A 20,972-nucleotide genomic window follows, 5' to 3' on the forward strand; every position below is an offset into this window, starting at 1 on the left:
GCTTAAAGTTACAATTTTTAAGCATAAATCCGTAAAAATATTTTGATTAAAATTCAGCGTTATTCGGTGTTCTAGGGAAAGGAATTACGTCACGAATGTTACCCATTCCTGTAACGAATAATACCAAACGCTCTAAACCTAAACCGAAACCTGAATGTGGCACAGAACCGAAACGTCTTGTGTCACGGTACCACCATAATTCTTCTTTATCAATTCCGAATTTTTCCATTTTTTCGTCTAAAACTTCTAAACGCTCTTCACGTTCAGAACCTCCGATAATTTCTCCGATTCCAGGGAATAAAACGTCCATTGCGCGAACTGTTTTTCCATCATCATTCATACGCATGTAAAATGCTTTGATTTCTGCAGGATAATCAAATAAAATAACTGGCGTTTTGAAATGTTTCTCAACTAAATAACGTTCGTGTTCTGATTGTAAATCTGCTCCCCAACCTTCGATTGGATATTTGAATTTACCTTTTTTATTTGGTTTAGAATCTTTTAAGATATCTATTGCTTCTGTATAAGTTAAACGAATGAATTTGTTATTTAAAACATATTCTAAACGCTCAATTAAACCTAATTCAGAACGCTCTGCTTCTGGTTTTTGTTTTTGTTCTTTGTCAAAACGTTCAGCTAAGAATTTCAAATCATCTTTACACGTTTCCATTGCATAAGTGATAACAGATTTCATAAAATCTTCTGCCAAATCCATATTTTGATCTAAACGGAAAAACGCAACTTCTGGCTCAATCATCCAGAATTCAGCTAAGTGACGAGAAGTATTCGAGTTTTCTGCACGGAAAGTAGGTCCAAATGTATAAATTTTCCCTAATCCCATTGCTGCTGTTTCTCCTTCTAACTGTCCAGAAACCGTTAAGTTAGTCGATTTACCAAAGAAATCTTGTGTATAATCTACTTTACCTTCTTCATTTTTAGGTAAGTTTTCCATATCCAAGTTTGTGATATGAAACATCTCTCCTGCTCCTTCAGCATCAGATCCTGTAATAATTGGCGTGTTGATGTAAACGAATCCATTTTCGTTGAAATACTTGTGAATCCCGAACATTAACGCGTTACGAACACGCATAGTTGCAGCAAAAACATTTGTTCTGAAACGTAAATGTGCTTGCTCACGCAAAATCTCTAAACTGTGTTGTTTTGGTTGTAAAATTGTTCCTTTTAAATCATCAGATGGCGCAGTTCCTAAAATTTTGATTTCTTTCGCAACAATTTCAATCTCTTGACCAGCTCCTTCACTTTCTACCACTTCTCCTTTTACTTGTAAAGAAGCTGCTGTAGAAATTTGTTTTATAATTGATTCGTCAAAATTTTCGAAATCTACTACTACTTGAATATTATTAATTGTAGAACCGTCATTCAACGCGATGAAACGATTACTTCTGAACGATCTTACCCATCCATTTACAACTACTTCCTGTAGCAACAAATCCTTGCCTTTTTCTAATAAGGCTTTAATTCCGTACGATTGCATAATTTTTTAATTTATCCTTACAAATTTAGTTATTATTTAAAGTTATAAAAATTATAGGCATAATTTTTGCGAATATTTTTCAACCAACCTAAAAATCCTTTACAATTTCAATGAAAATGTAAAGGATTTTTGATTTTAGTTTATTTTTTGAAGTGAAATTATTCTAGTTCTTAGATTCAAAACGCAAAAGAAGTTCATTTATTCTTTGAATAAGAACTTTATCAGAATTATTATTTTGAATTAAATAATCTACATAATTTTTTAATTCGTAAAATTGACTATCAGTTTTAATTTGATCTTTCTCAATTATCTTTTCGATTCTTTTAAAATATGATTCAAAAATATCAATGTCATAATTGGTTGTCTTTATCAAATATTCATTAAAACCAAAATCTCTATCTTCGATAAAATCAGACGTTAAATCTTTAAACCAGTTTTTTAAAATAGTTAATTTTCTTTTTGAATAATACTCCTCTGTTTGAGTTTTTAGACGAATATATTCATCTTTCATTTCATTATTAAAAGCAAGATGAACAATATAATAATCTATAGTCGCAAGTACTAAATCTCTATATTTTTTAAGTTCAAACTCTTTATTCATAAATTTAAATCAATATATACGATTCTGAAACGAGTCCAGAATGACAAAATCTAAATACCTACAAAAAATTCAAATTTACAGTTAATTTTAAATAGAAATTATCTTGGAATTTTTCTTCTGAATAAGCACCTAAACGGTAAAATGCTCCCAATCCAAATGTTTTGAAAATTAAATTATTTACTTCAACTCCTGTTTCGTGGTAATAATGATTCAATGTTTTGAAATCTAAATTTTGATGATCTGTTTTATCTTTCATATCACCTAAAACTCCACGGTAAACGAATTGTGGGAAAATAATTTTGTTTCCGACTTTAACGCCAGCAAAAATATGTTTCAATTGAAAGGATACAAATCGATCCGAATAAAATTCTCCAGGACGCATTGTTTCGAAATTTGTTAAACCTCCTACTCCAAAGTTTGCAAAATCATTACGTTTTGCGTTTCCTTGTCCTTCGAACAAGTTCATCAACGGCATTTTTCCTTCAACCCAACCCGCATTTACATTGAAATTTGTTTTACCAACTCGCGTATCGAACACATCAAAATAAGAAATATTGAAACGAAGTGGATCATAATCAGAATTGAAAATATCCCAATATTTCGTCAACATTGCATAGAAAACAGATTTCCCGCTATTCACCGTCACTTTTCCGTAAGGCGTGCGGATAAACTTGTCTTTTGGTGCAAAACGGATCGCTAATTGCGTATTATACAAATCGTACCAACCTATATTATTCAGGAAAGAATAATCAAATTCTGCTTGTTGTTTTTCATAATTTGCCGAAATATTGAAGGTTACATTCTTGAAAATATCTTGCTCATATCCAAAAGAATAATGTTTATACGAAAAATATTCGTGATTATAAATATTACTAAAAGCTCCAGAAATTAGACGTGTATAATTCGATTGTAATAAAATTGGCGTTTTCCCAGAAGCCGAAACATCTTGCGAGTATTTTGCAAAAATTCGACCCGAATAAGGCTTATTTACATAATAATCTCCACCAAATCCAAACTTGAATGTTTCATCTTTGAAACCATAAGCTGAATACGCATTCAACGAATATTTATCGCTCCAATTTTCATTTGTATTAAACGCGGCACCAAGTCTAAAACCTTCGTAATCATTAAACGCTAAGATTTTTGTTAAATCTAAATCAACTTTTCCTAATGATAATTTCCCACCAGAATTGATGATTCTCATCAATTTCATTTGACGTTCTAACTTATATTTATCGCCAATACTATCAATTGTCGTATAAGTATTTCGCTCTTTGTTTGATAATGAAGAATCGCGGTAATCTTCCATCACATTGTCCCATTTCTTTTCGTTCATATTTTGAAAAGAAATTTCGTCTTCGTAACCTAAAAATTCGTTGCGTTTGAAATGTGCTGGATTTTGAATATCCTTGAAAGTTGTTTCAAGATTAATCCAAATTTTTTCTTTTTTATCAATAAAATCATCATCGGATAATTTCTCTGTAATCTTAAAATTACCAGCTTCCATACGATATTTTTGTTGATTTGGAATCCAAGAACCATTATTCAATTTCCAATCTGCTTCTAATTCGGCAACATAATTTGAAATCGTATTTTCTGCTTCAATTTTAATTAATGCATACGTTCTATCATCAATCCAAAGTGTTCCTTTAATTTGTCTTTTATCCGTTTTGATCGACGGAAAAAAGCTAATAACAGCCGTTTTTCGTCCATCAATAAAAATATCTTCTTTGAAACCATAACGGTAATGCGAAAGACCTTCGCGACTCACTGGATTAATAATTCCTTTGAAGAAAAAGTTGATTTTATCTTGATCAAAATTGAACGCAATTGGTTGCATCGCCAAATATTCGTACAAAGGCGAACGCATTCCAGAAATACGAGAAGATTGTACAATATTTTTTAGTCCAAAACGCTTTGAAACTTTGTGATCCATTGCACGTTCTCCCAAAAATAAATGACTATTGTCTAACAATTTTTTCCATTGATTGTTGACAGAATCTTTGTGATTTTGGGGTTGAATAATATACGGAATCGAATCGTTATTTACTGTACTCCAAAATTTTGTGTATGATTTTAGGAAAATATTTCCGCCATTTCTGATTGTATTTTTGGATTGATTGCGAATTGCTTTGATAATCAAATTACGACCAACGGAATCATTTGTCGTAAAACTAACCTCATCCAAACTAATGAAAGAAGGTTTCATCATAATTTCGACCAACTTTTTACCATCAGTCTGAATACTTTCCGAGAAATATCCGTTTTTGATTACATCAATAAAATGAACAGAATCATTGATATCCAATTCTCCTAATTCGTCTGTTTGACCTAGGAATTGTTTGGTATCACTATAAACATTAGCACCTGTTAAACGAAATTCGTCTTGAGCATCGAATACTCTTACTTTAATTTGAGCAAATGTGGCAATTGAGATACAGAAATTTAGCAGGAATATATAATTCTTCATCGTTTGAAATTGATTATGCAAATAAATAAAAAAAGCAGCGAAACGCTGCCTTAAAATATTTTTTTTTCAAGAAAGATTAAACTTTCATGATTTCAGCTTCTTTTTTCGTTAAAGCTTCTTCTAATTTCTTAGAAAACTTGTCTGTTAATCCTTGTACACGTGTTTCGTAATCTTTCACCATGTCTTCAGAAGCTTCTTTTACAGCTTTCAATGCTTTATTGGCATCTTGACGTGCATTACGAAGTGAAATTTTAGCGGTTTCCATGTCCGATTTAGCCATTTTCACTAACTCTTTACGGCGTTCTTCAGTTACTGGAGGAATACTGATAATGATTGTATCTCCATTGTTAGAAGGTGCAAAACCTAAATTAGCATTGATGATTGCTTTTTCGATTTCGTGAATTAAATTTCTCTCGTATGGTTGAATGCTCAATGTCATTGCATCTGGTGTATTTACATTTGCAATTTGAGTTAACGGAGATAAACTTCCGTAGTAATCAACACGAACTGAACTTAACATTGCAGGAGTAGCTTTACCTGCTCTTAATTTGTCGAATGCAACCTCTAAGTGACTTACAGTTCCCTGCATTTGCTCCTTAGCCGTTTCTAAAATAATATCTAATTCTTCCATTTCGGGATTTATTTATTTGTTACTAGAGTACCTACGTTATCTCCTAAAATTAATTTTTTCAAGTTACCATCTGTATTCATATCAAATACAATAATAGGTAAATTATTTTCTTCACTCAAAGTAAAAGCTGTCATATCCATTACTTTTAAGTTTTTATCGTAAACTTCTTGATAAGAAATTGTTTCGAATTTCTCTGCTGTTGGATCTTTTTCTGGATCTGCAGTATAAATTCCATCAACACGAGTTCCTTTCAAAATAACATCAGCTTGCGTTTCAATTGCTCTCAAAACGGCTGCTGTATCTGTTGTAAAATATGGATTTCCTGTTCCTGCACCAAAAATTACGACACGACCTTTTTCTAGATGACGCGTTGCTCTTCTTTTGATAAATGGTTCTGCGATTTGCTCCATACGGATAGCCGTTTGTAAACGCGTATTAACGCCAGCATCTTCCAAAGCTCCTTGCAATGCCATACTGTTAATCACAGTTGCTAACATTCCCATATAATCTCCTTGTACACGATCCATACCAGAAGCAACACCTTGTACACCTCTAAAAATATTACCACCTCCGATTACGATTGCCACTTCGCAACCAAGTTCAGCAACTTCTCTAATTTGTTGCGCATATTGTTTCAGCATATTTGGATCGATACCATATTGTAAATCTCCCATTAATGCTTCACCACTCAATTTAAGTAATATTCTTTTGTATTTCATCTTGTCAAAGGTTTTCTTTTGCAAATATAATTTTTCTATTCTGATTTATCCTAACGTTCGAAAATGTCAAACGCATTTTTTGTTGTAATTGCTGCAATTTCAGCTGGTGTTTGATGGTAAATATCGACCAACTTATCACAAACATGTGTCAAATAACTACTTTCATTACGCTTTCCACGAAACGGAACAGGCGCTAAATAAGGTGAATCTGTTTCGAGAACGATATGTTTGATATCAAAATCTCCTAAAAATTGATCTATTTTACCATTTTTGAAGGTTACAACTCCACCAATTCCTAATTTCAAATTGAAATCAATTGCGCGTTGTGCATCTTCTTTTGTTCCAGAAAAGCAATGAAAAATTCCGAATAATTTTTCATCTTTCACTTCTTCTAATACTTCAAAAACTTCGTTGAAAGCATCACGGCAATGAATCACAATTGGTAAATTCTTTTCTTTCGCCCATTCAATTTGCGTTTTGAAAGCATCTTGTTGCGTTTGTAGAAATTCTTTTTCCCAATACAAATCAATTCCGATTTCGCCAATCGCTTTAAATGGACGTTTATCAATCCATTCGCGCACATGAGTCAATTCCTCTTCTATTGTATCTGGATGAACCGAACACGGATGCAAACCCATCATCGCAAACATCGAATCTTGATGTGCTGCTTCTAACGCCAACATTCTCTCCGTATAACTTTTATCAATTGCTGGCAAATAAAATCGCTCTACTCCATTTTGCTTTGCTCGCGCAATTACTTCATCTATATCATTCTCGAATTGCTCCGAATATAAATGTGTATGTGTATCAATTAACATGTTTTATTTTTGATTTCAAAAGTTCTTTTTCAGCTGAAAAATCAAGTTGATTTCCTTTTTCTAATGCATTTATCAATTCAATCGTTTTTACTAAAAATTGTTGATGATTTTCTGATTCTTCATTAAAAGGACGATGATTAATCGCTGAAATAATTTTGTTTATTTTTTGAATAATTGTTTGCGTTGATTGCTCGAAATAAGTCTCCGAAAACCTTTCCCAAATATAATCAACGGCTTGTTTTGATGGATGAATCAAATCTTCTTTGAAAAAACGATAATCTCTCAAATCATCTAAAACCAATTCGTATGACGGAAAATATTCAACTTGATTATTTTGACTTAATTGATATAAAGCGTCTAACAATCTCGCTTTGCTTACATTATTTTCGACCATTCCATCTTTTGTGTGACGAACAGGACTAACTGTTGTAATAATGCGAATAGTTGGATTAATTTTCTTCAAATCTGAAACAATTAATTCCAATGATTTTAGATTTTCTTCTGTTGTTAATAATCGTTTTTCAAATTGTTTAGCCTCTACTTTATGACAATTTGCGACAACTTGATTAGATTCTTTCCATTCATAAATCCACGATGTTCCCAATGTAATCATCAAAACATCACAAGAATGAATGTAATCATGAACTTGATCTAAAGTCGAATTTAATTCCTCTAGAACAGCTTCTTTCGTCAACGCATTAAACGAAGAATGTACATCGAAACAGAAAAATTCTTCTCCATTTTGATGTACATCAGCTGTTGTAAAATATTTTTTATGAATGCTTCTTTCTATTAAATTTTGAATGGAATGTGAATTAAAAATCACTCCAAATGGATTAATTAATCCATCAAACTTTAAATCGGTCAAACGCTTTCCAATTTCATCTGAAAAACAAGAACCTATCGTCAATATTTTGTGTTGATGATTGAGTTTAAAATCAGAAGATTGAATTTGAAAAGACGTTCGAAATTGCATTTTTTATCCTTGTCGATCAATTAAAACTTCGCTTAATTCTCTCAAATAAGATTTACGTTCTTCTGGAACATCAATTTGATCCAAATAGCTGTGCGCTTTATTCGTATATTCTCTAATTAACGTTGAAAGTTTACGGTTAACATTCAGTTTTCTGAATAATTTTTCTACCGCATATACCTTATCGATATTATCTGTATTTGAACTATACCAATATAATAATTCCTCTTTTTCTTCTTCGTTTGCCGCTTCTAAAGCAGAAATGTAAAGAATCGTTTTCTTATTCTCGAAAATATCTCCAGCGTGTTTTTTACCTAAATGTTCAAGGCTACCAAAAACATCCAAATAATCATCTTTCAATTGATACGCGATTCCTAAATTCAAACCATATTGGTACAATTTATCTGAATCCTCCTCCGAAGCATTTCCAATCATTGCGCCTAATTTCAAAGCACAACCAAGTAAAACACTCGTTTTTAGAGAAATCATTTTGATGTAATCTTCGTATGAAACATTCAATTTTGTTTCATAATTCACATCCAATTGCTGTCCTTCACAAACTTCTAAAGCAGTTTTAGAAAATAATCTTGTCGAACGTTTAAATAATTCTGGTTCTAAATCTTCTAAATATTGATATGCTTTTACCAACATCGCATCACCAGAAAGAATCGCTGTATTTAATCCAAATTTTTCGTGAACTGTTGGTTTACTTCTTCTTAATGAAGCATTGTCCATAATATCGTCGTGCATCAACGAAAAATTATGAAAAAACTCAATCGCTAACGAAGGTTTCAACGCTTTTTCAACTTCACCATCAAACAAATCAGTTCCCAATAAAGTCAAAATTGGACGAATTCTTTTACCACCAATATTCAAAATATAATCCATCGGTTCGTATAATTCTTCTGGATTTTTAGAAAATGGATTTTTATCGATTGTTTCGGCAATTAATTCGTGAAATTTATCAAATGAGTACATAGTTTGATTTTTGTAAAAATTAAGTTTTGGCAAATATAACTAAGAATGATTGATTTTGGGTTGTTTTCTTTTATTTTTGATTGAACCTAAAAATTCGTTTCCGACAATCAAATACAAAAGAATTTGACCAATAATCGCCGCAATAAAATAAGGATGACCTTTTTGTAAAACAATCTCAGCACTTTGCAGCAAAGGAATTGTCCAAAAATAAGTGGAAACAATTACTAAAAGCAACGCATTAAGCCTAAAAATCCAGATTTTATTCATTTTATATGTTCCGAAATGGATAAATAAAGCGCCCAAAAAAGTATAAGCCAATACCTCAAAAAATTCATTCAGCACAAATTGTTCTCTAAATAAGCCAAAAATATCTTTGTGACTTACAAACAAAAATTCTTCAGGAACAAGATAACTCCAATGGTTTGCAATAAAAAATAAAACAAGATTTAGCATCAAAACAATCGTCAATTGATCTTTGAATTGATCAACAAACATTGAATAATACTTGAACTTTGAGATTGATTTCTTTGATTTCATTTAACGAAATAATTCACTTACAATTTGATACGATTTTCGTTTTGCTTTTTGATCAAAAACATTCGTAGAAACCATAATTTCATCAATTTTAGATTCAAAAATAAATTCATCTAAACTCTGCGCCAAAGCACCTTTACTTCCAATAAAAGACAAAGCTGTCATTCCTTTTAGCATATATTTTTGCTCAGGCGAAGCCAATTCTAATTGTGTTTTTTCGGGTGGAACAATTGGTTGGCGTTTATCGGTAATAATATTCAAAAATCCTTGGTACATCGACATCGATAAATAATGCGCTTCTTCGTCTGTATTCGCCGCAATTACATTGACACAAGCAATCGTATAAGGTTCTTGCAAAAATTCTGAAGGTTGAAATTGAGAACGATAAATCTCTACCGCATTATAAAATTGTTGTGGCGCAAAATGCCCCGCAAATGCATAAGGTAAACCTAATTTAGCCGCCAAAAAAGCCGAATCTGTACTTGATCCCAAAATATAAATCGGCACATTTGCTCCTTCTCCAGGAATCGCACGCACTTTACTTTCTTTATTATCTAAACTAAAATAGTTTTGTAGATTTTTGATTTCAGCTTCGAAATCGTAATTCATAAAATTATCTCCTCTACGCAAAATAGAAGCTGTTAATTGATCAGTTCCTGGCGCACGACCTAAACCTAAATCGATACGATTTGGATAAAGCGCATCCAAAGTCCCAAATTGTTCTGCAACTGATAAAGCAGTATGATTAGGTAGCATTATTCCTCCCGAACCAACTTTAATTCTTGAAGTTCCATTTGCTACATAGCCTATTAATAAAGAAGTTGCCGCGCTCGCTACATTCTGCATATTATGATGTTCAGATAACCAATAACGGCTATACCCTATTTCGTCTACAAATTTTGCGTTATCTAACGTGTTTTTGAACGTTTGATTTAATGTATCTCCTTCTCTTACATAAGCCAAATCCAACACTGAGTAGTTTATTTTTCTCATCCGTTCTTTTCTAATTAAAATATTAAACTAAATTACAAAGAAAAAAATTCAAAAAAAATTCCCCCATAACATACATTATGGAGGAGATAATTTTGTAATTGGATTTATAAATAGGTTTAAGTAGTTGAAGAGTCTAAAATTTTTAATTAATAGTTTGATGATAGATTAGTAATCTTTCGAGATACTTAATTCAAAAATAGATAATAAAAAAAATAAATACTCAATTTAGAGGGGGGACAACTGGGGGGACATTTCATATTCATCTAAATATCAATACTTTGAAAATGAAGTAAAACATAAAAATAATTCAATTTTTTGTTAAGATTTACAATTTTTTCGGTCTATATTTGAAAAAATAATATATTGAAAGTTTCTATTTTTTTTACGCTCCTACTCTTTCCTTTTTTATTTTTATCATCATTTAGTTCTATTAGTAAAAATGATGAACGTATTCTTATTGAAAAAATCATCGAACAGAATAAAAATGTGACAGATACTATTCAATTGCAAAATAATTTCAAGAAATTAGATATCTCATCAACTTCTTTTTTATCAAAAAGTCTAAAATCAATTTATCAAGTTTATTTAGCTAATCTCTATGCACAAACCAACGATAAATTAAACAAAAAAAGTAATTCGTTATTTGAGTCTGCATTAAAAGTTTCAAAAAATGTTAACTCACCAGAATTACAAATTTGGGTGAATACACAATATGGGTATTACTATTATAATTTTAGCCAATATCAAAATGCTTATCCATATTTTATGGAAGCATCAAAACTTCTCGACTTAACAAAAGATGAGGATATTTTTTCTAAAAGTGATGTTTACAAAAAGAATGCATTCTACTTTATGAATGTAAAAGAATTTGATAAAAGTGAAAAATATCTTTTGTTAGCTTTAAAATATACCAACAAAAAAGACCACGAATATGGAACAATTCTGAATGCGATTGGTCATGTTTTTATGAATAAAAATAATATTAATAAAGCAAATAATTACTTCGAATTAACAAAAGAATATGCAATTCAAAATAAGGACGAAATTCGATATGCAAAAGCTTTAGGTGATATTGCCTCTATAAATATTCTCAACAAACAGTACGATTTAGCGATTGATAATTTGAAAAAAGATATTGAAATTTCTAAAAAATTAAAAAACGCTCGAAATTTAATGTACGCTAATATTCAATTGGGAAAATTGTACTTGCAATTAAATCGAATTGATGATGCTAAAATAATTTTGAATGAAGCAAAAGAATATGCTTCTCAGAAAATTTATTTGAACAGTTTTGAATATGACATTTATAAAATCTTATTAGAAATTGCTGTAAAAAACAATAATATCAATGAGGAGTTAATTAGCCGAAGAAAACTAGATGAATTGGAGTTAGAGTTGCAAAAAACTGATGGCCAAAATGTGATTAATGAAATTAATTGGAAAATTCAACAAGATAATTTCAACTTTAAATTTGAAGCAGAAAAAGCAGAACAAGAGAAAACAACCATCCTAAAAAATGCATTATTTCTTATTTCTTTTCTATTAATCATTATCATTTTATTTGTAATAATTTCTTATCGTCGAAAAATAAAAATACAAAATTCTACATACGATAATAAAATATTATCTATTCAAAATGAAAAACTTAAATCTGAAAATAAATTAAATAAAACTGCTCAAACTTTAGAATCTTATAAAACTTATTTGTCTGAAAAGAATAAACAAATAGTTACATTAAAAAATGAAATCAATTCTATTTCCAATTCAAGTACCATAAACAAAGAAAAAAAATATAATGAATTAGTTAATCTCTTAGATTCGCATTTAATGACAGACGAAAGTTGGGGAAATTTCAAAAATATTTTTGCTCATGAACAAAACGATTTTGTAAAATATCTTTCTCAAAATTTTCCATCTTTAACCGAATCTAATTTGAGAACTATTTATTTGTTAAAATTAGGCTTGAACAATTTAGAAATTTCGCAAATCTTAGGAATTTCGGCTGATTCAGTCAAAAAAGCGAAACAACGCTTAAAAAAGAAATATAAAAATTTTGATCAAATTTTTCAAGATTAAGAAAATAGGAGATAAAAAAGATGATTTACTAAATAGTAAATCATCTTTTCACTATTACTTCAACTCGAAGAAATCTCGTTTTCCTATTTTAATTTTAGTTTCGGTTTTTAATTCAAAATCATCAAAAGCATCCATTTTTTTCTCTCCATTAATTTGTACTGCACCGCTTTCTATCAAACGTCTGATTGCATTTCTCGATAAATCTTTCTTTAATTGATGACAAACATCTAACAATGTAATATTATCATTCTCAAAGTTTAAAGAACTAATTTTAACAACTTCGAAAACTCTATTTTCATCATTTCTTTTCTGAAATTGATTGTTAAAAAATTCTTCTGCTTGTTCAGCTTCATTTACAGAATGGTATTGAATAATAATATTTTTTGCAACTAATTTCTTAATTAACATTGGATTATCTGTTTTTAATCGCTCATTCAAATTCATTTTTTCTTCAATAGAAAAATCCGATGCTAACGCAATATATTCTTCTAATAAATCATCTGGAATAGACATTGTTTTCCCAAACATTTCATTTGGTTCATCCGTCAAACCAATAATATTATTCAACGATTTACTCATCTTTTCTTTTCCATCGGTTCCTCTCAAAAGTGGCATACACATTACAATCTGAGCAGCTTCTCCATTGGTTTCTTGCAATTGTCGTCCCATTGTACAATTAAATAATTGATCCGTTCCTCCCATTTCGATATCAGCACTTATCTGAACAGAATCGTATGCTTGTAAAATCGGGTAAACCAACTCATGCATTGCAATCGGCGTATTTTCGGTGAAGCGTTTATTAAAATCATTTCGATGCATCAGTTGTGCAACCGTAACTTTTGACAACAACTGAATAATATCCGAAAAAGGTAAATGATCTAACCAGTCTGAATTAAACACAATTTCAGCCTTATTCACATCAATAATTTTTGACAATTGATTAATGTAGGTTTCCGCATTGTTCTGAACTTGTTCTGCATTCAGCGGTTGACGACTTTTATTTTTTCCTGTTGGATCTCCAATCTGAGCTGTAAAACTCCCAACCAAAATAACTATTTGATGTCCCAAATCTTGAAATTCTTTCAATTTCTTCAATACAACGGCGTGACCAAGATGTAAATCTGGTGCGGTAGGATCAAAACCTAATTTGATTCGTAATGGTCGATTTTCTTTTTCAGCTAATTTTAATTTTTCTTCCAATCCATTTTCTGGTAAAAAAATAGCTACATTTTCCTTTAAACTTTTTAAATTTTCCATGATTTTTTTTAAATAAAAAAAGCCCGAGCAAAACTGCTCGGGCTTGTAGATTATGATTAAATTTTTGACGTACAAAATTAATACGAAGTATACACATAGTCTACCCGAGCAAATATTGTACGATAATAAGTGCTAAAAAACGGTAAACGTAATATGTGTTGCAAAAACTTCATTTATAATGCAAAGGTAAGAATAGTTTTGAGAATAGAAATTTTCGTTCAAAAAATTATCTTAGACAATAATTCTATAGAAAAACCTTTATAAAAGTTTTTCGTAATAACTTTGTGTAAATTATTATAGAATGAGCAATAAAACTGCTAAAACAAATGTAGTACGAATTTTAGACACACACAATATTTCGTACGAATTGCGCGAATATGAAGTTGATGAAGAACATATTGATGCTTTGCATGTTGCAAATTCATTGAACGTAAATCCGGAAGGAATTTATAAAACTTTGGTTTTGAAAGGAAATATAGAACCATTTTTAGTTGCCGTAATTCCTGCAAACACACATCTTGATATGAAAAAATTTGCGAAAATTTCTGGTAATAAAAACTGCGAAATGCTTCCTTTGAAAGATTTGCTGAATGTTACAGGTTATATTCGTGGTGGTTGCTCACCTATCGGAATGAAAAAGCAATTTCCTACTTACATAGAAGAACTGGCTGTTTTGCAAGATCAGATTTGTATTAGTGCAGGAAAAAGAGGTTTACAAATTATTCTAAACCCCGAAGATTTAAGAAATTTGATTGAGGCTAAATTTGAAGATATTACACAATTTGATTCATAATTTATTTACTATTCAGAATGATTTTTTCTAAAATAGTTGGAAATTTTGCTTCATCTTCAAACGTCAAATCTGGATTTGCATACACAATAATTCCATTTTTATCAATCACATAAGTTGCTCTATTATTGTAACCTAAACGATTATAAGAATTATACATCAACGAAATTGCATAATTCTCATCATTCAAATACGTAATATTATTTGTTCGCAAAGCTGATTTCCATAATTCTAACAACGGATTTGTAGAACTAGAAACTGCGTAATTTTTTACATTTTGTAACAATGGATTATGATCGATTAATTGAATTTGAGCAGCACAAGTCATTGCTGCTTTCGTATCAATTGACGTAAAATCAGGCAAAATTTGTCCACTAAACGCCGCAGGATAAAACGTTAAAACTTTAAAAGTCGATTTATCATTCAAAAATTTATCTGTCGAATTAGTCTTATAATTCGGTCCATTCAAAATAAAATCTGGTGCTTTATCACCAACCTTCAAGGTTTTATTTTCTGTGATATTTACTTCTATGTTATCGATTTTAGACGTTCTTTTAATCAATCTTTCCAAAGGTTTCAGATGTTCGCCTTGCGCACGATAATCATTATCTCGCATCAAAATTTTATTGTTTTGATCCACTAGAAAAAGAATCGAACTTTCTACTAAAACATTGTTAGAATTTGACGTTGGAATTATACTCGAAATTGAATTTTGCTTAAAAGGTTTCAACCCTATTGCATTGTAAATTTTTCCAACTTCATCATAAATTACCTTCGTTCCATCCAACTTATTTTGATTAGTCGTTTCATTAAAAGCAAACGTTTGCTGCGGTTCTTTACTCCATTTATTATCTTCATTTACAATATAAATCACATCAATTTTTGGTGGATTTTGAGACGAAAATGCCAAATTCTTCACAAAATAATAATTCAGCGAAGTTGTCATCATGCTCGCATACGGATTCGTTTTGTATAAACTTGGCGTAAATACAATAATTTTAAAGTTTGAAGATTGATTGATATTTTCAATTTTATTAATCGGAAACTGAGCGCCAACATTCAAATTTTGAGCTTTTGTAAAACAAAAACCACATATAATTAGTACTATCGAATAGATTCGTAACATAAAACGTTTATTTTAAATAAACTAATAAAAACTACCACAAGATAACTAAAATTCTACTTTCTCAAAAAAACTATTCATTAAATTCTCATTAGAATTGACGATTAACTTTTGAAATTATCAAGTTTTTTTTGCAGTAAATCAGTTACCTTTGTGTTGATTTTTAATTTAAAATTTACACAAATGGAATTCAATGTTAGCAATGCTTTGAAACAATTAAATAATGATTATTCAGAAGATAAGGCGTCAGAAATTATCGAAAATCTATTGTATAATTCAACTGATTTTTCTGATGAAGACCATGAAATAATCGATCAATTGGGTGATAAATTTCTACGAATTGCTGCACAAATTTTTGTGGAAGATTTGGCGTATGATTTCAATACTTTGGTGAATTATTGGGAAGCTTTTATTGGACAATTAACAGAAGAACAATCTCAAAACTTATTGAATTTCGCTATTGAACAAACAGATACAGAATTTGTAGAAGATTTTATTATTGGATACCGAAAATTTTATTCAAATCCCAAAGAAAGTATTACATTTTTCAATAAACTGAATGAAGACGAATTTTACGAAATTAAATTCTTCAAAGCACGTTGTTATGAGGTTTTAGGTGAAAATGAAAAAGCTGTGGAAGCTTATAATAGTTACTTAAATTCTGCACATTTCAAAAAAGAAGAAAATGCTGAACAAGCTGCTGTAAACGAGTTTTATATTAGTCATAGCATTGCGCCTTTGTTAGTGAGCATGAAAAAATATGATGAAGCCAAAACTTACTTTGATCGTGTTTTAGGAAATATCGATTTCGAAGATTATTTAGCTAATTTTGAAGGTTCTAATCAACAAGAAATCAAAAGTTTCTTAGAGGATTATGTAACAACTTTGGAAGAAACTGAAGATAAAACAACTGCTGAAAAAATTTCAAAAAAAATAATGCAATATTTTTCTTAGAATTACAACATTCGGAAATGTAGTATTGATTTTTTAGCAAATATTCATAAATAGGTAAATTTAATATTTTCTTAACATTAATATAAATTCTATCTATTTGAGTATAAAAAAATAAATATAAATTTATTTATCAAATTAAGAAATCTACCTACCTTTGTACCATAAATAATTTATTCATAGTTGTTAAGGATAATGAAGTTGATTTTCTGAAGAAGAATATCCTTAATCAAATAGAGTTTTTTTATAGTATTTTTAGGTTGGTTAGTGGTTCAATGTAAGTTGAACCATTTTTTATTTCTTATAACCATAAGCACAATGTCTGCAACCATTTTGGCAACATTTTCCTTTCTGATAATGGAAAAATTCTGTAAAAACCCAATACCCATTTTCGATATAATAATGTATATGAGGAACAAACTCCGAAGGCATTGTTGGATGTGGATATTCTTGATCTAATTCTACAAAATAATTCAGTTTTTCTATACAAGAATTACACAAACATTTGTAATGCGTTTTCTTCAAAAACTCTTTTATTTCATCTTTTATAACAATTGTAGTACAAGCACAATTCGAAATATCATCTACCTTACACTCCATTGTTTCGTTACAACGCGAACAATTTTCGATCATTTTTTTGGATTATTTTTTTGATTTTTCAAAATACGAAAAATTCATAAACTTATCTTAAATCATGTGATTGAAATTCTCTATAACCATCATAAATAAATAGTTATAAATTAATTCTATCTAGACATAAAAGAAATCATTTAAGAATAATAGATTTAAAGTCAAAACTTTAAGAAATTTGTAAAAGAATAAAAGATAGACATTATCATTATTCAATTAGTGTTTTTATAGTAGTTTTGATTGGTTAAAATCCTCGGAATAATTTTCCGAGGATTTTTTATTTTCTTAATCTATCAACTAATAAACCAATTACAAAACCGATAATCGAAGGTGCAATCCAACCTAAATCGTATTCGAAAAATGGAATTTTATTCAGATTTTCTATAGTCGATTCATCTAACTTTCCTAATAATTTCAATAATCCTAAAATTGCGATGATTGTAGACGCTATTAATGCAAAAATATAAGGAGTTTTGCTTTTAATTGTTTTTCCAAACAACACTATATAAATAACTAACGTGATTGTAATTGGATATACGAAAGCCAAAGGTGGATATGCAAAATTAATAATTTCGTCTACACCTTTTATTGATAAACCAAACGATATTACTGTACATAAAATCACTAAAGCAGTGTAACTTACTTTTCCATTTGTTAAACGTCCAAAAAATGTACCTACCGCAGATGTTAATGCGATTGAAGTGGTAAGACAAGCAAACGCCATACATAACGCAATTGCAATTAACCCATACTGTCCTAATGTATTTCGAGAGATTTCTATTAATAATTCTGCACGAGAAATTTCTGGATTTGTAATTCCAGAAGTAGCACCTAAATAAATCAATCCACCATATACAAATAACAAACAAGTTGTAGACAATAAACCTGATATAATTACAATTTGAGATTTACTTTTTGTATCAGTATACCCTTTATCTCGTGCTGCTGAAATAATAATTCCAGCAAAAATAACAGAAGCCAAAACGTCTAATGTTTGATAACCTTCTATAAAACCTTTCGAAAAAGATTGCATCATCGTTAAGTCTGAAGGTAAGAAATCAGCGGTTGGGTATATAATTCCAATGACTATTAATAAGGTCAATAAAATCAATAATACTGGTGTTAAATAATTTCCAATAACGTCTACCACTTTTGAGGGACGAATCGCTAAAATAAGTGTTACTGCAAAAAATAGTAACGATCCCCACATCGGATCCAATGTTGGAAAAAATGGTTTTAATCCCACTTCGAATGTTGTTGCGGCAGTACGAGGAATCGCAATTAACGGTCCGATACAAATCATAATAATTGTACCTAAAATAGCCGCCAAATGTTTGTTCACACGATGCCCTAAATCATTAAAATTATCACCCGAAAAAACAACAGATAAAATACCAGTAAATGGCAATAAAATACCAGTTAACCCAAATGCTATCATCGCGACGAAATAATTTGAACCCACTTCTAATCCTATCAAAGGAGGTAAAAGAAGGTTTCCTGCACCAAAAAACATCGCAAACAACGCAAATCCAAGTGTTAATACATTGGTTAACTTTTTACTTTTCATATATTTAATAATTCTATCTGTTTTAAAAAACGGTTCGCAAATTACTACAATTGCATTTTCAAGCCTTAAACTTAGTAGAATTATTCGATAATCACACAGCTAATTTATAAATTTGACAGATTTGAATAATAATTTTTATATTTATCAGATTTTAAACTTTATATATTATGAATGTTTTAATCATCGATATCATCAAATCTTAATTGATTTGAAATTTTATCTAAAGTGATAATTCGATTCGTTGGTGTATAACCTTCTCCTTTTGGCTGAAAATATTGAATATCTATCTTCATAGTTTCAAAGTAAACATTCATAACAAAAATTTTTAAGCTTTTAATTTTAAAATTTTTGTAATAATATTTATGAGGTAAATATTAAACATCATAAAACAGATTGATATTGAAGGATACTCAAAAACAGCGAAAAGTATTATAATCAAACTAAAAAATAGTATTAAAACTACCGCTAAAAAAATCGAAAAATAATTAAGATAATTAAAACCTATCGTTTCTTCATCATCAAAATTAGTGTAGAATATTGCTGCAAAAAAATCGACTATAATTAAAAGAAACAATAAATAACCTAAAAGCGGCAAATAAAAACTTAAATCATGAAATCCTCGAATAATTGTTACATCCAAAACAAAAGCTACTGGAATACAAAGCCATGTAATGTTGGTCCAAACAAATATTTGTCCAGAATTAGAGAAAATTTTTCCTAAAAACAACTCCGAAATCTTATCAATTTTCAAATAAAATGACATTGCAAATAAGCAAATCACAAGCTCTAAAATAAGAATAGAAAAGCTGAAAATTGTATCATTATTTTTAATCACAATATCCGTAAAGGAAATTGCCATCAGTACAAGACCGATGACAAAAATCCCAAAAAATAAGTGTGCAAATGTTATTTTGTTTTGTTCCATTCGATGTTTTTTGAATAGTACATTAGGATTGCAACAATGATAAATAATCCTATACTTCCTACTAATAACGCGTGTTCTTTGAGTTGTAAAACACTGTAAATAAATGTGTATAATAAAATTAACATTAATGTAATTTTGAATGTGAAACCAAATGATTTTAGGAAAGAATTGACAAAAAATGTAATCAATAAAATAGTTGCACCAGATGAAATAAAGTAAGCAATATCAAATCCTAAATATTCTGACAACGATAACAATAACACAAAATTGACACAGATTGCAAATCCAACTAACGCATATTGTACCAAGTGAATGTTGAAATTATTTCGGCTTTCGATAAAGAAAAATGCTACAAATGTTAATCCAATGAACAGAATCGCATATTTTGTCGAACGATATGTTTTGTCATAATGATCGTTCATCTGCAAGAAATTAACGCCAAAACTATAATCAGAAAAGTTAGAAGCGTCTTGCCAAATCTGTCCTTGCAAAGGATTTTGTTGATAAATAGACCATTTTACATTTGTTTTTCCATTCTTCGTTTCGGGATCAGAATTAGGTAAAAAATTTCCATCATATTTCAAATCTTTCCAATTTGTAGCCAAATCAACTTTTGTATTAATCGCAGATGGAATGATATTCAACATTTGAGAACCTTTCATCACCAAATTGATTGAAACTTGATTAAAATCGAATGTAGAAGGATCTATTTTTTGAGACATCATTTGCACAGGCATCACTTTTTTAGTGGTACTCACTTGTTCCAAATATTCTCCATTTTCTACTCTAACTTCTGGTTGAATAGTAATTGTAGAAGTTATATTATCCATATTCAATGGATAATTTTTGTTGTTAGATTGTACAATTACTTTGTTCTCATATCCTTTAGAATCAGAGATTCCAAAAACAATTTTAGTCGAAACTACATTTTCTGCACATACTTCCACTTCATTAAGCATATCGCTATAATTCTTAAATTTCGAATTGATATTCAGTTTCGAATTGTAAACTACTGCTTCATAAATACTACGACTTTTTAACTGCGTATCAATCGTTCCATTTATATTTAAATCATTAGCAGAAATATACTTTTTCACTTGTTGCTTCACAACTTTTCCTTGTCCATCATTTACATTTTCCATGTAAGTAACCTCGATAAAAGGACCATAAATTGTCTGTTTCCCACTCCATTTATCTGAAATTTCGGTAATTACTTTTTCCTTGTTTCCTTGTCGTTCTTCAATTAAATTTAATATGAACGGAATCGGAATTAAAAGTCCTAAAACTAAAAGACATACCAAAAATCCTTTTATCATTGTTTTGTTTTGTGAATAAACTGATTGATTTTCAGGTTGATATTCATTTTTTAAATCATTGTTTTCCATAAGTTTGAATTTTATTATTTATTTTATAAAGTACTTTGTTTTTCAAAGTTTAAATG

The 20,972-nt window shown here is 29.8% G+C and carries 19 protein-coding genes; 3 read left to right on the plus strand and 16 right to left on the minus strand.

Annotated features, from left to right (window positions below):
- Window positions 1-46: 46 nt before the first annotated feature.
- From asnS to B3M86_RS00840, 10 genes are all read right to left on the minus strand, one after another.
- On the minus strand, window positions 47-1,495 hold the full coding sequence (gene asnS / locus B3M86_RS00795) for an asparagine--tRNA ligase (RefSeq protein WP_125349294.1): 1,449 nt from the start codon (window positions 1,493-1,495) through the stop codon (window positions 47-49).
- 163 nt (window positions 1,496-1,658) lie between these two features.
- Window positions 1,659-2,096, minus strand: a complete 438-nt coding sequence (locus B3M86_RS00800; protein ID WP_280051165.1) for a hypothetical protein — start codon at window positions 2,094-2,096, stop codon at window positions 1,659-1,661.
- A 58-nt stretch (window positions 2,097-2,154) separates the two neighbouring features.
- Window positions 2,155-4,566: a DUF5686 family protein gene (locus B3M86_RS00805; RefSeq protein ID WP_291076253.1), complete on the minus strand. Its 2,412-nt coding sequence runs from the start codon at window positions 4,564-4,566 to the stop codon at window positions 2,155-2,157.
- Window positions 4,567-4,642: 76 nt separating this feature from the next.
- Window positions 4,643-5,197, minus strand: coding sequence for a ribosome recycling factor (gene frr, locus B3M86_RS00810; RefSeq protein WP_115000990.1), 555 nt, complete (start codon window positions 5,195-5,197; stop codon window positions 4,643-4,645).
- Window positions 5,198-5,205: 8 nt separating this feature from the next.
- Entirely contained in the window at window positions 5,206-5,916 is a 711-nt protein-coding gene (gene pyrH / locus B3M86_RS00815) for a UMP kinase (RefSeq protein WP_115000992.1), read from the minus strand.
- Window positions 5,917-5,966: 50 nt separating this feature from the next.
- On the minus strand, window positions 5,967-6,734 hold the full coding sequence (locus B3M86_RS00820) for a TatD family hydrolase (RefSeq protein WP_291076250.1): 768 nt from the start codon (window positions 6,732-6,734) through the stop codon (window positions 5,967-5,969).
- Window positions 6,724-7,710: a GSCFA domain-containing protein gene (locus B3M86_RS00825; protein ID WP_291076248.1), complete on the minus strand. Its 987-nt coding sequence runs from the start codon at window positions 7,708-7,710 to the stop codon at window positions 6,724-6,726. The genes B3M86_RS00820 and B3M86_RS00825 overlap by 11 nt, the downstream gene beginning before the upstream one ends.
- Before the next feature lie 3 nt (window positions 7,711-7,713).
- The gene (locus B3M86_RS00830) at window positions 7,714-8,685 is read right to left on the minus strand and encodes a polyprenyl synthetase family protein (protein WP_115000998.1); all 972 of its coding nucleotides are present in this window, start codon (window positions 8,683-8,685) and stop codon (window positions 7,714-7,716) included.
- Between the two features lie 39 nt (window positions 8,686-8,724).
- Window positions 8,725-9,180 (minus strand): hypothetical protein, encoded by a 456-nt coding sequence (locus tag B3M86_RS00835; RefSeq protein WP_291059380.1) that lies wholly within the window; start codon window positions 9,178-9,180, stop codon window positions 8,725-8,727.
- A 42-nt stretch (window positions 9,181-9,222) separates the two neighbouring features.
- On the minus strand, window positions 9,223-10,212 hold the full coding sequence (locus B3M86_RS00840) for an LLM class flavin-dependent oxidoreductase (RefSeq protein WP_115001001.1): 990 nt from the start codon (window positions 10,210-10,212) through the stop codon (window positions 9,223-9,225).
- A 363-nt stretch (window positions 10,213-10,575) separates the two neighbouring features.
- On the opposite strand from B3M86_RS00840, the gene B3M86_RS00845 reads away from it, so the two are divergent.
- Complete coding sequence (locus tag B3M86_RS00845) at window positions 10,576-12,288, plus strand: transcriptional regulator (protein WP_291076246.1); 1,713 nt, start codon at window positions 10,576-10,578, stop codon at window positions 12,286-12,288.
- 54 nt (window positions 12,289-12,342) lie between these two features.
- On the opposite strand, the gene tyrS is transcribed toward B3M86_RS00845, so the two are convergent.
- On the minus strand, window positions 12,343-13,545 hold the full coding sequence (gene tyrS / locus B3M86_RS00850) for a tyrosine--tRNA ligase (RefSeq protein WP_291076244.1): 1,203 nt from the start codon (window positions 13,543-13,545) through the stop codon (window positions 12,343-12,345).
- Window positions 13,546-13,846: 301 nt separating this feature from the next.
- Between tyrS and ybaK the strand changes: the two genes are divergently transcribed.
- Window positions 13,847-14,338: a Cys-tRNA(Pro) deacylase gene (gene ybaK / locus B3M86_RS00855; protein WP_125349287.1), complete on the plus strand. Its 492-nt coding sequence runs from the start codon at window positions 13,847-13,849 to the stop codon at window positions 14,336-14,338.
- A 1-nt stretch (window position 14,339) separates the two neighbouring features.
- On the opposite strand, the gene B3M86_RS00860 is transcribed toward ybaK, so the two are convergent.
- On the minus strand, window positions 14,340-15,461 hold the full coding sequence (locus B3M86_RS00860) for a redoxin domain-containing protein (protein WP_038331384.1): 1,122 nt from the start codon (window positions 15,459-15,461) through the stop codon (window positions 14,340-14,342).
- A 180-nt stretch (window positions 15,462-15,641) separates the two neighbouring features.
- Here B3M86_RS00860 and B3M86_RS00865 point away from each other — a divergent pair, with 180 nt between their 5' ends.
- The gene (locus B3M86_RS00865; RefSeq protein WP_286495190.1) at window positions 15,642-16,412 is read left to right on the plus strand and encodes a hypothetical protein; all 771 of its coding nucleotides are present in this window, start codon (window positions 15,642-15,644) and stop codon (window positions 16,410-16,412) included.
- 291 nt (window positions 16,413-16,703) lie between these two features.
- Here the strand turns inward: B3M86_RS00865 and B3M86_RS00870 are convergent, their stop codons facing one another.
- The 4 genes from B3M86_RS00870 to creD all read right to left on the minus strand — a co-directional run bounded on the left by B3M86_RS00870 (window position 16,704) and on the right by creD (window position 20,916).
- Window positions 16,704-17,042, minus strand: coding sequence for a cysteine-rich CWC family protein (locus tag B3M86_RS00870; RefSeq protein ID WP_038331257.1), 339 nt, complete (start codon window positions 17,040-17,042; stop codon window positions 16,704-16,706).
- A gap of 274 nt (window positions 17,043-17,316) precedes the next feature.
- Entirely contained in the window at window positions 17,317-18,606 is a 1,290-nt protein-coding gene (brnQ, locus tag B3M86_RS00875) for a branched-chain amino acid transport system II carrier protein (protein WP_286495192.1), read from the minus strand.
- Window positions 18,607-18,931: 325 nt separating this feature from the next.
- Window positions 18,932-19,531, minus strand: a complete 600-nt coding sequence (locus tag B3M86_RS00880) for a hypothetical protein (protein ID WP_219034339.1) — start codon at window positions 19,529-19,531, stop codon at window positions 18,932-18,934.
- Window positions 19,513-20,916: a cell envelope integrity protein CreD gene (creD, locus tag B3M86_RS00885; RefSeq protein WP_291049175.1), complete on the minus strand. Its 1,404-nt coding sequence runs from the start codon at window positions 20,914-20,916 to the stop codon at window positions 19,513-19,515. The genes B3M86_RS00880 and creD overlap by 19 nt, the downstream gene beginning before the upstream one ends.
- Between the last annotated feature and the right edge of the window lie 56 nt (window positions 20,917-20,972).

Source organism: Empedobacter sp. UBA6305, from assembly GCF_002440405.1.
Classification (GTDB): Bacteria; Bacteroidota; Bacteroidia; order Flavobacteriales; family Weeksellaceae; genus Empedobacter; species Empedobacter falsenii_B.

Excerpts from the sequence above, each read along its gene's own strand:
- asnS (WP_125349294.1), bottom strand. The coding sequence starts at position 1,495 with ATGCAATCGTACGGAATTAAAGCCTTATTAGAAAAAGGCAAGGATTTG.
- B3M86_RS00800 (WP_280051165.1), bottom strand. The coding sequence starts at position 2,096 with ATGAATAAAGAGTTTGAACTTAAAAAATATAGAGATTTAGTACTTGCG.
- B3M86_RS00805 (WP_291076253.1), bottom strand. The coding sequence starts at position 4,566 with ATGAAGAATTATATATTCCTGCTAAATTTCTGTATCTCAATTGCCACA.
- frr (WP_115000990.1), bottom strand. The coding sequence starts at position 5,197 with ATGGAAGAATTAGATATTATTTTAGAAACGGCTAAGGAGCAAATGCAG.
- pyrH (WP_115000992.1), bottom strand. The coding sequence starts at position 5,916 with ATGAAATACAAAAGAATATTACTTAAATTGAGTGGTGAAGCATTAATG.
- B3M86_RS00820 (WP_291076250.1), bottom strand. The coding sequence starts at position 6,734 with ATGTTAATTGATACACATACACATTTATATTCGGAGCAATTCGAGAAT.
- B3M86_RS00825 (WP_291076248.1), bottom strand. The coding sequence starts at position 7,710 with ATGCAATTTCGAACGTCTTTTCAAATTCAATCTTCTGATTTTAAACTC.
- B3M86_RS00830 (WP_115000998.1), bottom strand. The coding sequence starts at position 8,685 with ATGTACTCATTTGATAAATTTCACGAATTAATTGCCGAAACAATCGAT.
- B3M86_RS00835 (WP_291059380.1), bottom strand. The coding sequence starts at position 9,180 with ATGTTTGTTGATCAATTCAAAGATCAATTGACGATTGTTTTGATGCTA.
- B3M86_RS00840 (WP_115001001.1), bottom strand. The coding sequence starts at position 10,212 with ATGAGAAAAATAAACTACTCAGTGTTGGATTTGGCTTATGTAAGAGAA.
- tyrS (WP_291076244.1), bottom strand. The coding sequence starts at position 13,545 with ATGGAAAATTTAAAAAGTTTAAAGGAAAATGTAGCTATTTTTTTACCA.
- ybaK (WP_125349287.1), top strand. The coding sequence starts at position 13,847 with ATGAGCAATAAAACTGCTAAAACAAATGTAGTACGAATTTTAGACACA.
- B3M86_RS00860 (WP_038331384.1), bottom strand. The coding sequence starts at position 15,461 with ATGTTACGAATCTATTCGATAGTACTAATTATATGTGGTTTTTGTTTT.
- B3M86_RS00865 (WP_286495190.1), top strand. The coding sequence starts at position 15,642 with ATGGAATTCAATGTTAGCAATGCTTTGAAACAATTAAATAATGATTAT.
- B3M86_RS00870 (WP_038331257.1), bottom strand. The coding sequence starts at position 17,042 with ATGATCGAAAATTGTTCGCGTTGTAACGAAACAATGGAGTGTAAGGTA.
- brnQ (WP_286495192.1), bottom strand. The coding sequence starts at position 18,606 with ATGAAAAGTAAAAAGTTAACCAATGTATTAACACTTGGATTTGCGTTG.
- B3M86_RS00880 (WP_219034339.1), bottom strand. The coding sequence starts at position 19,531 with ATGGAACAAAACAAAATAACATTTGCACACTTATTTTTTGGGATTTTT.
- creD (WP_291049175.1), bottom strand. The coding sequence starts at position 20,916 with ATGGAAAACAATGATTTAAAAAATGAATATCAACCTGAAAATCAATCA.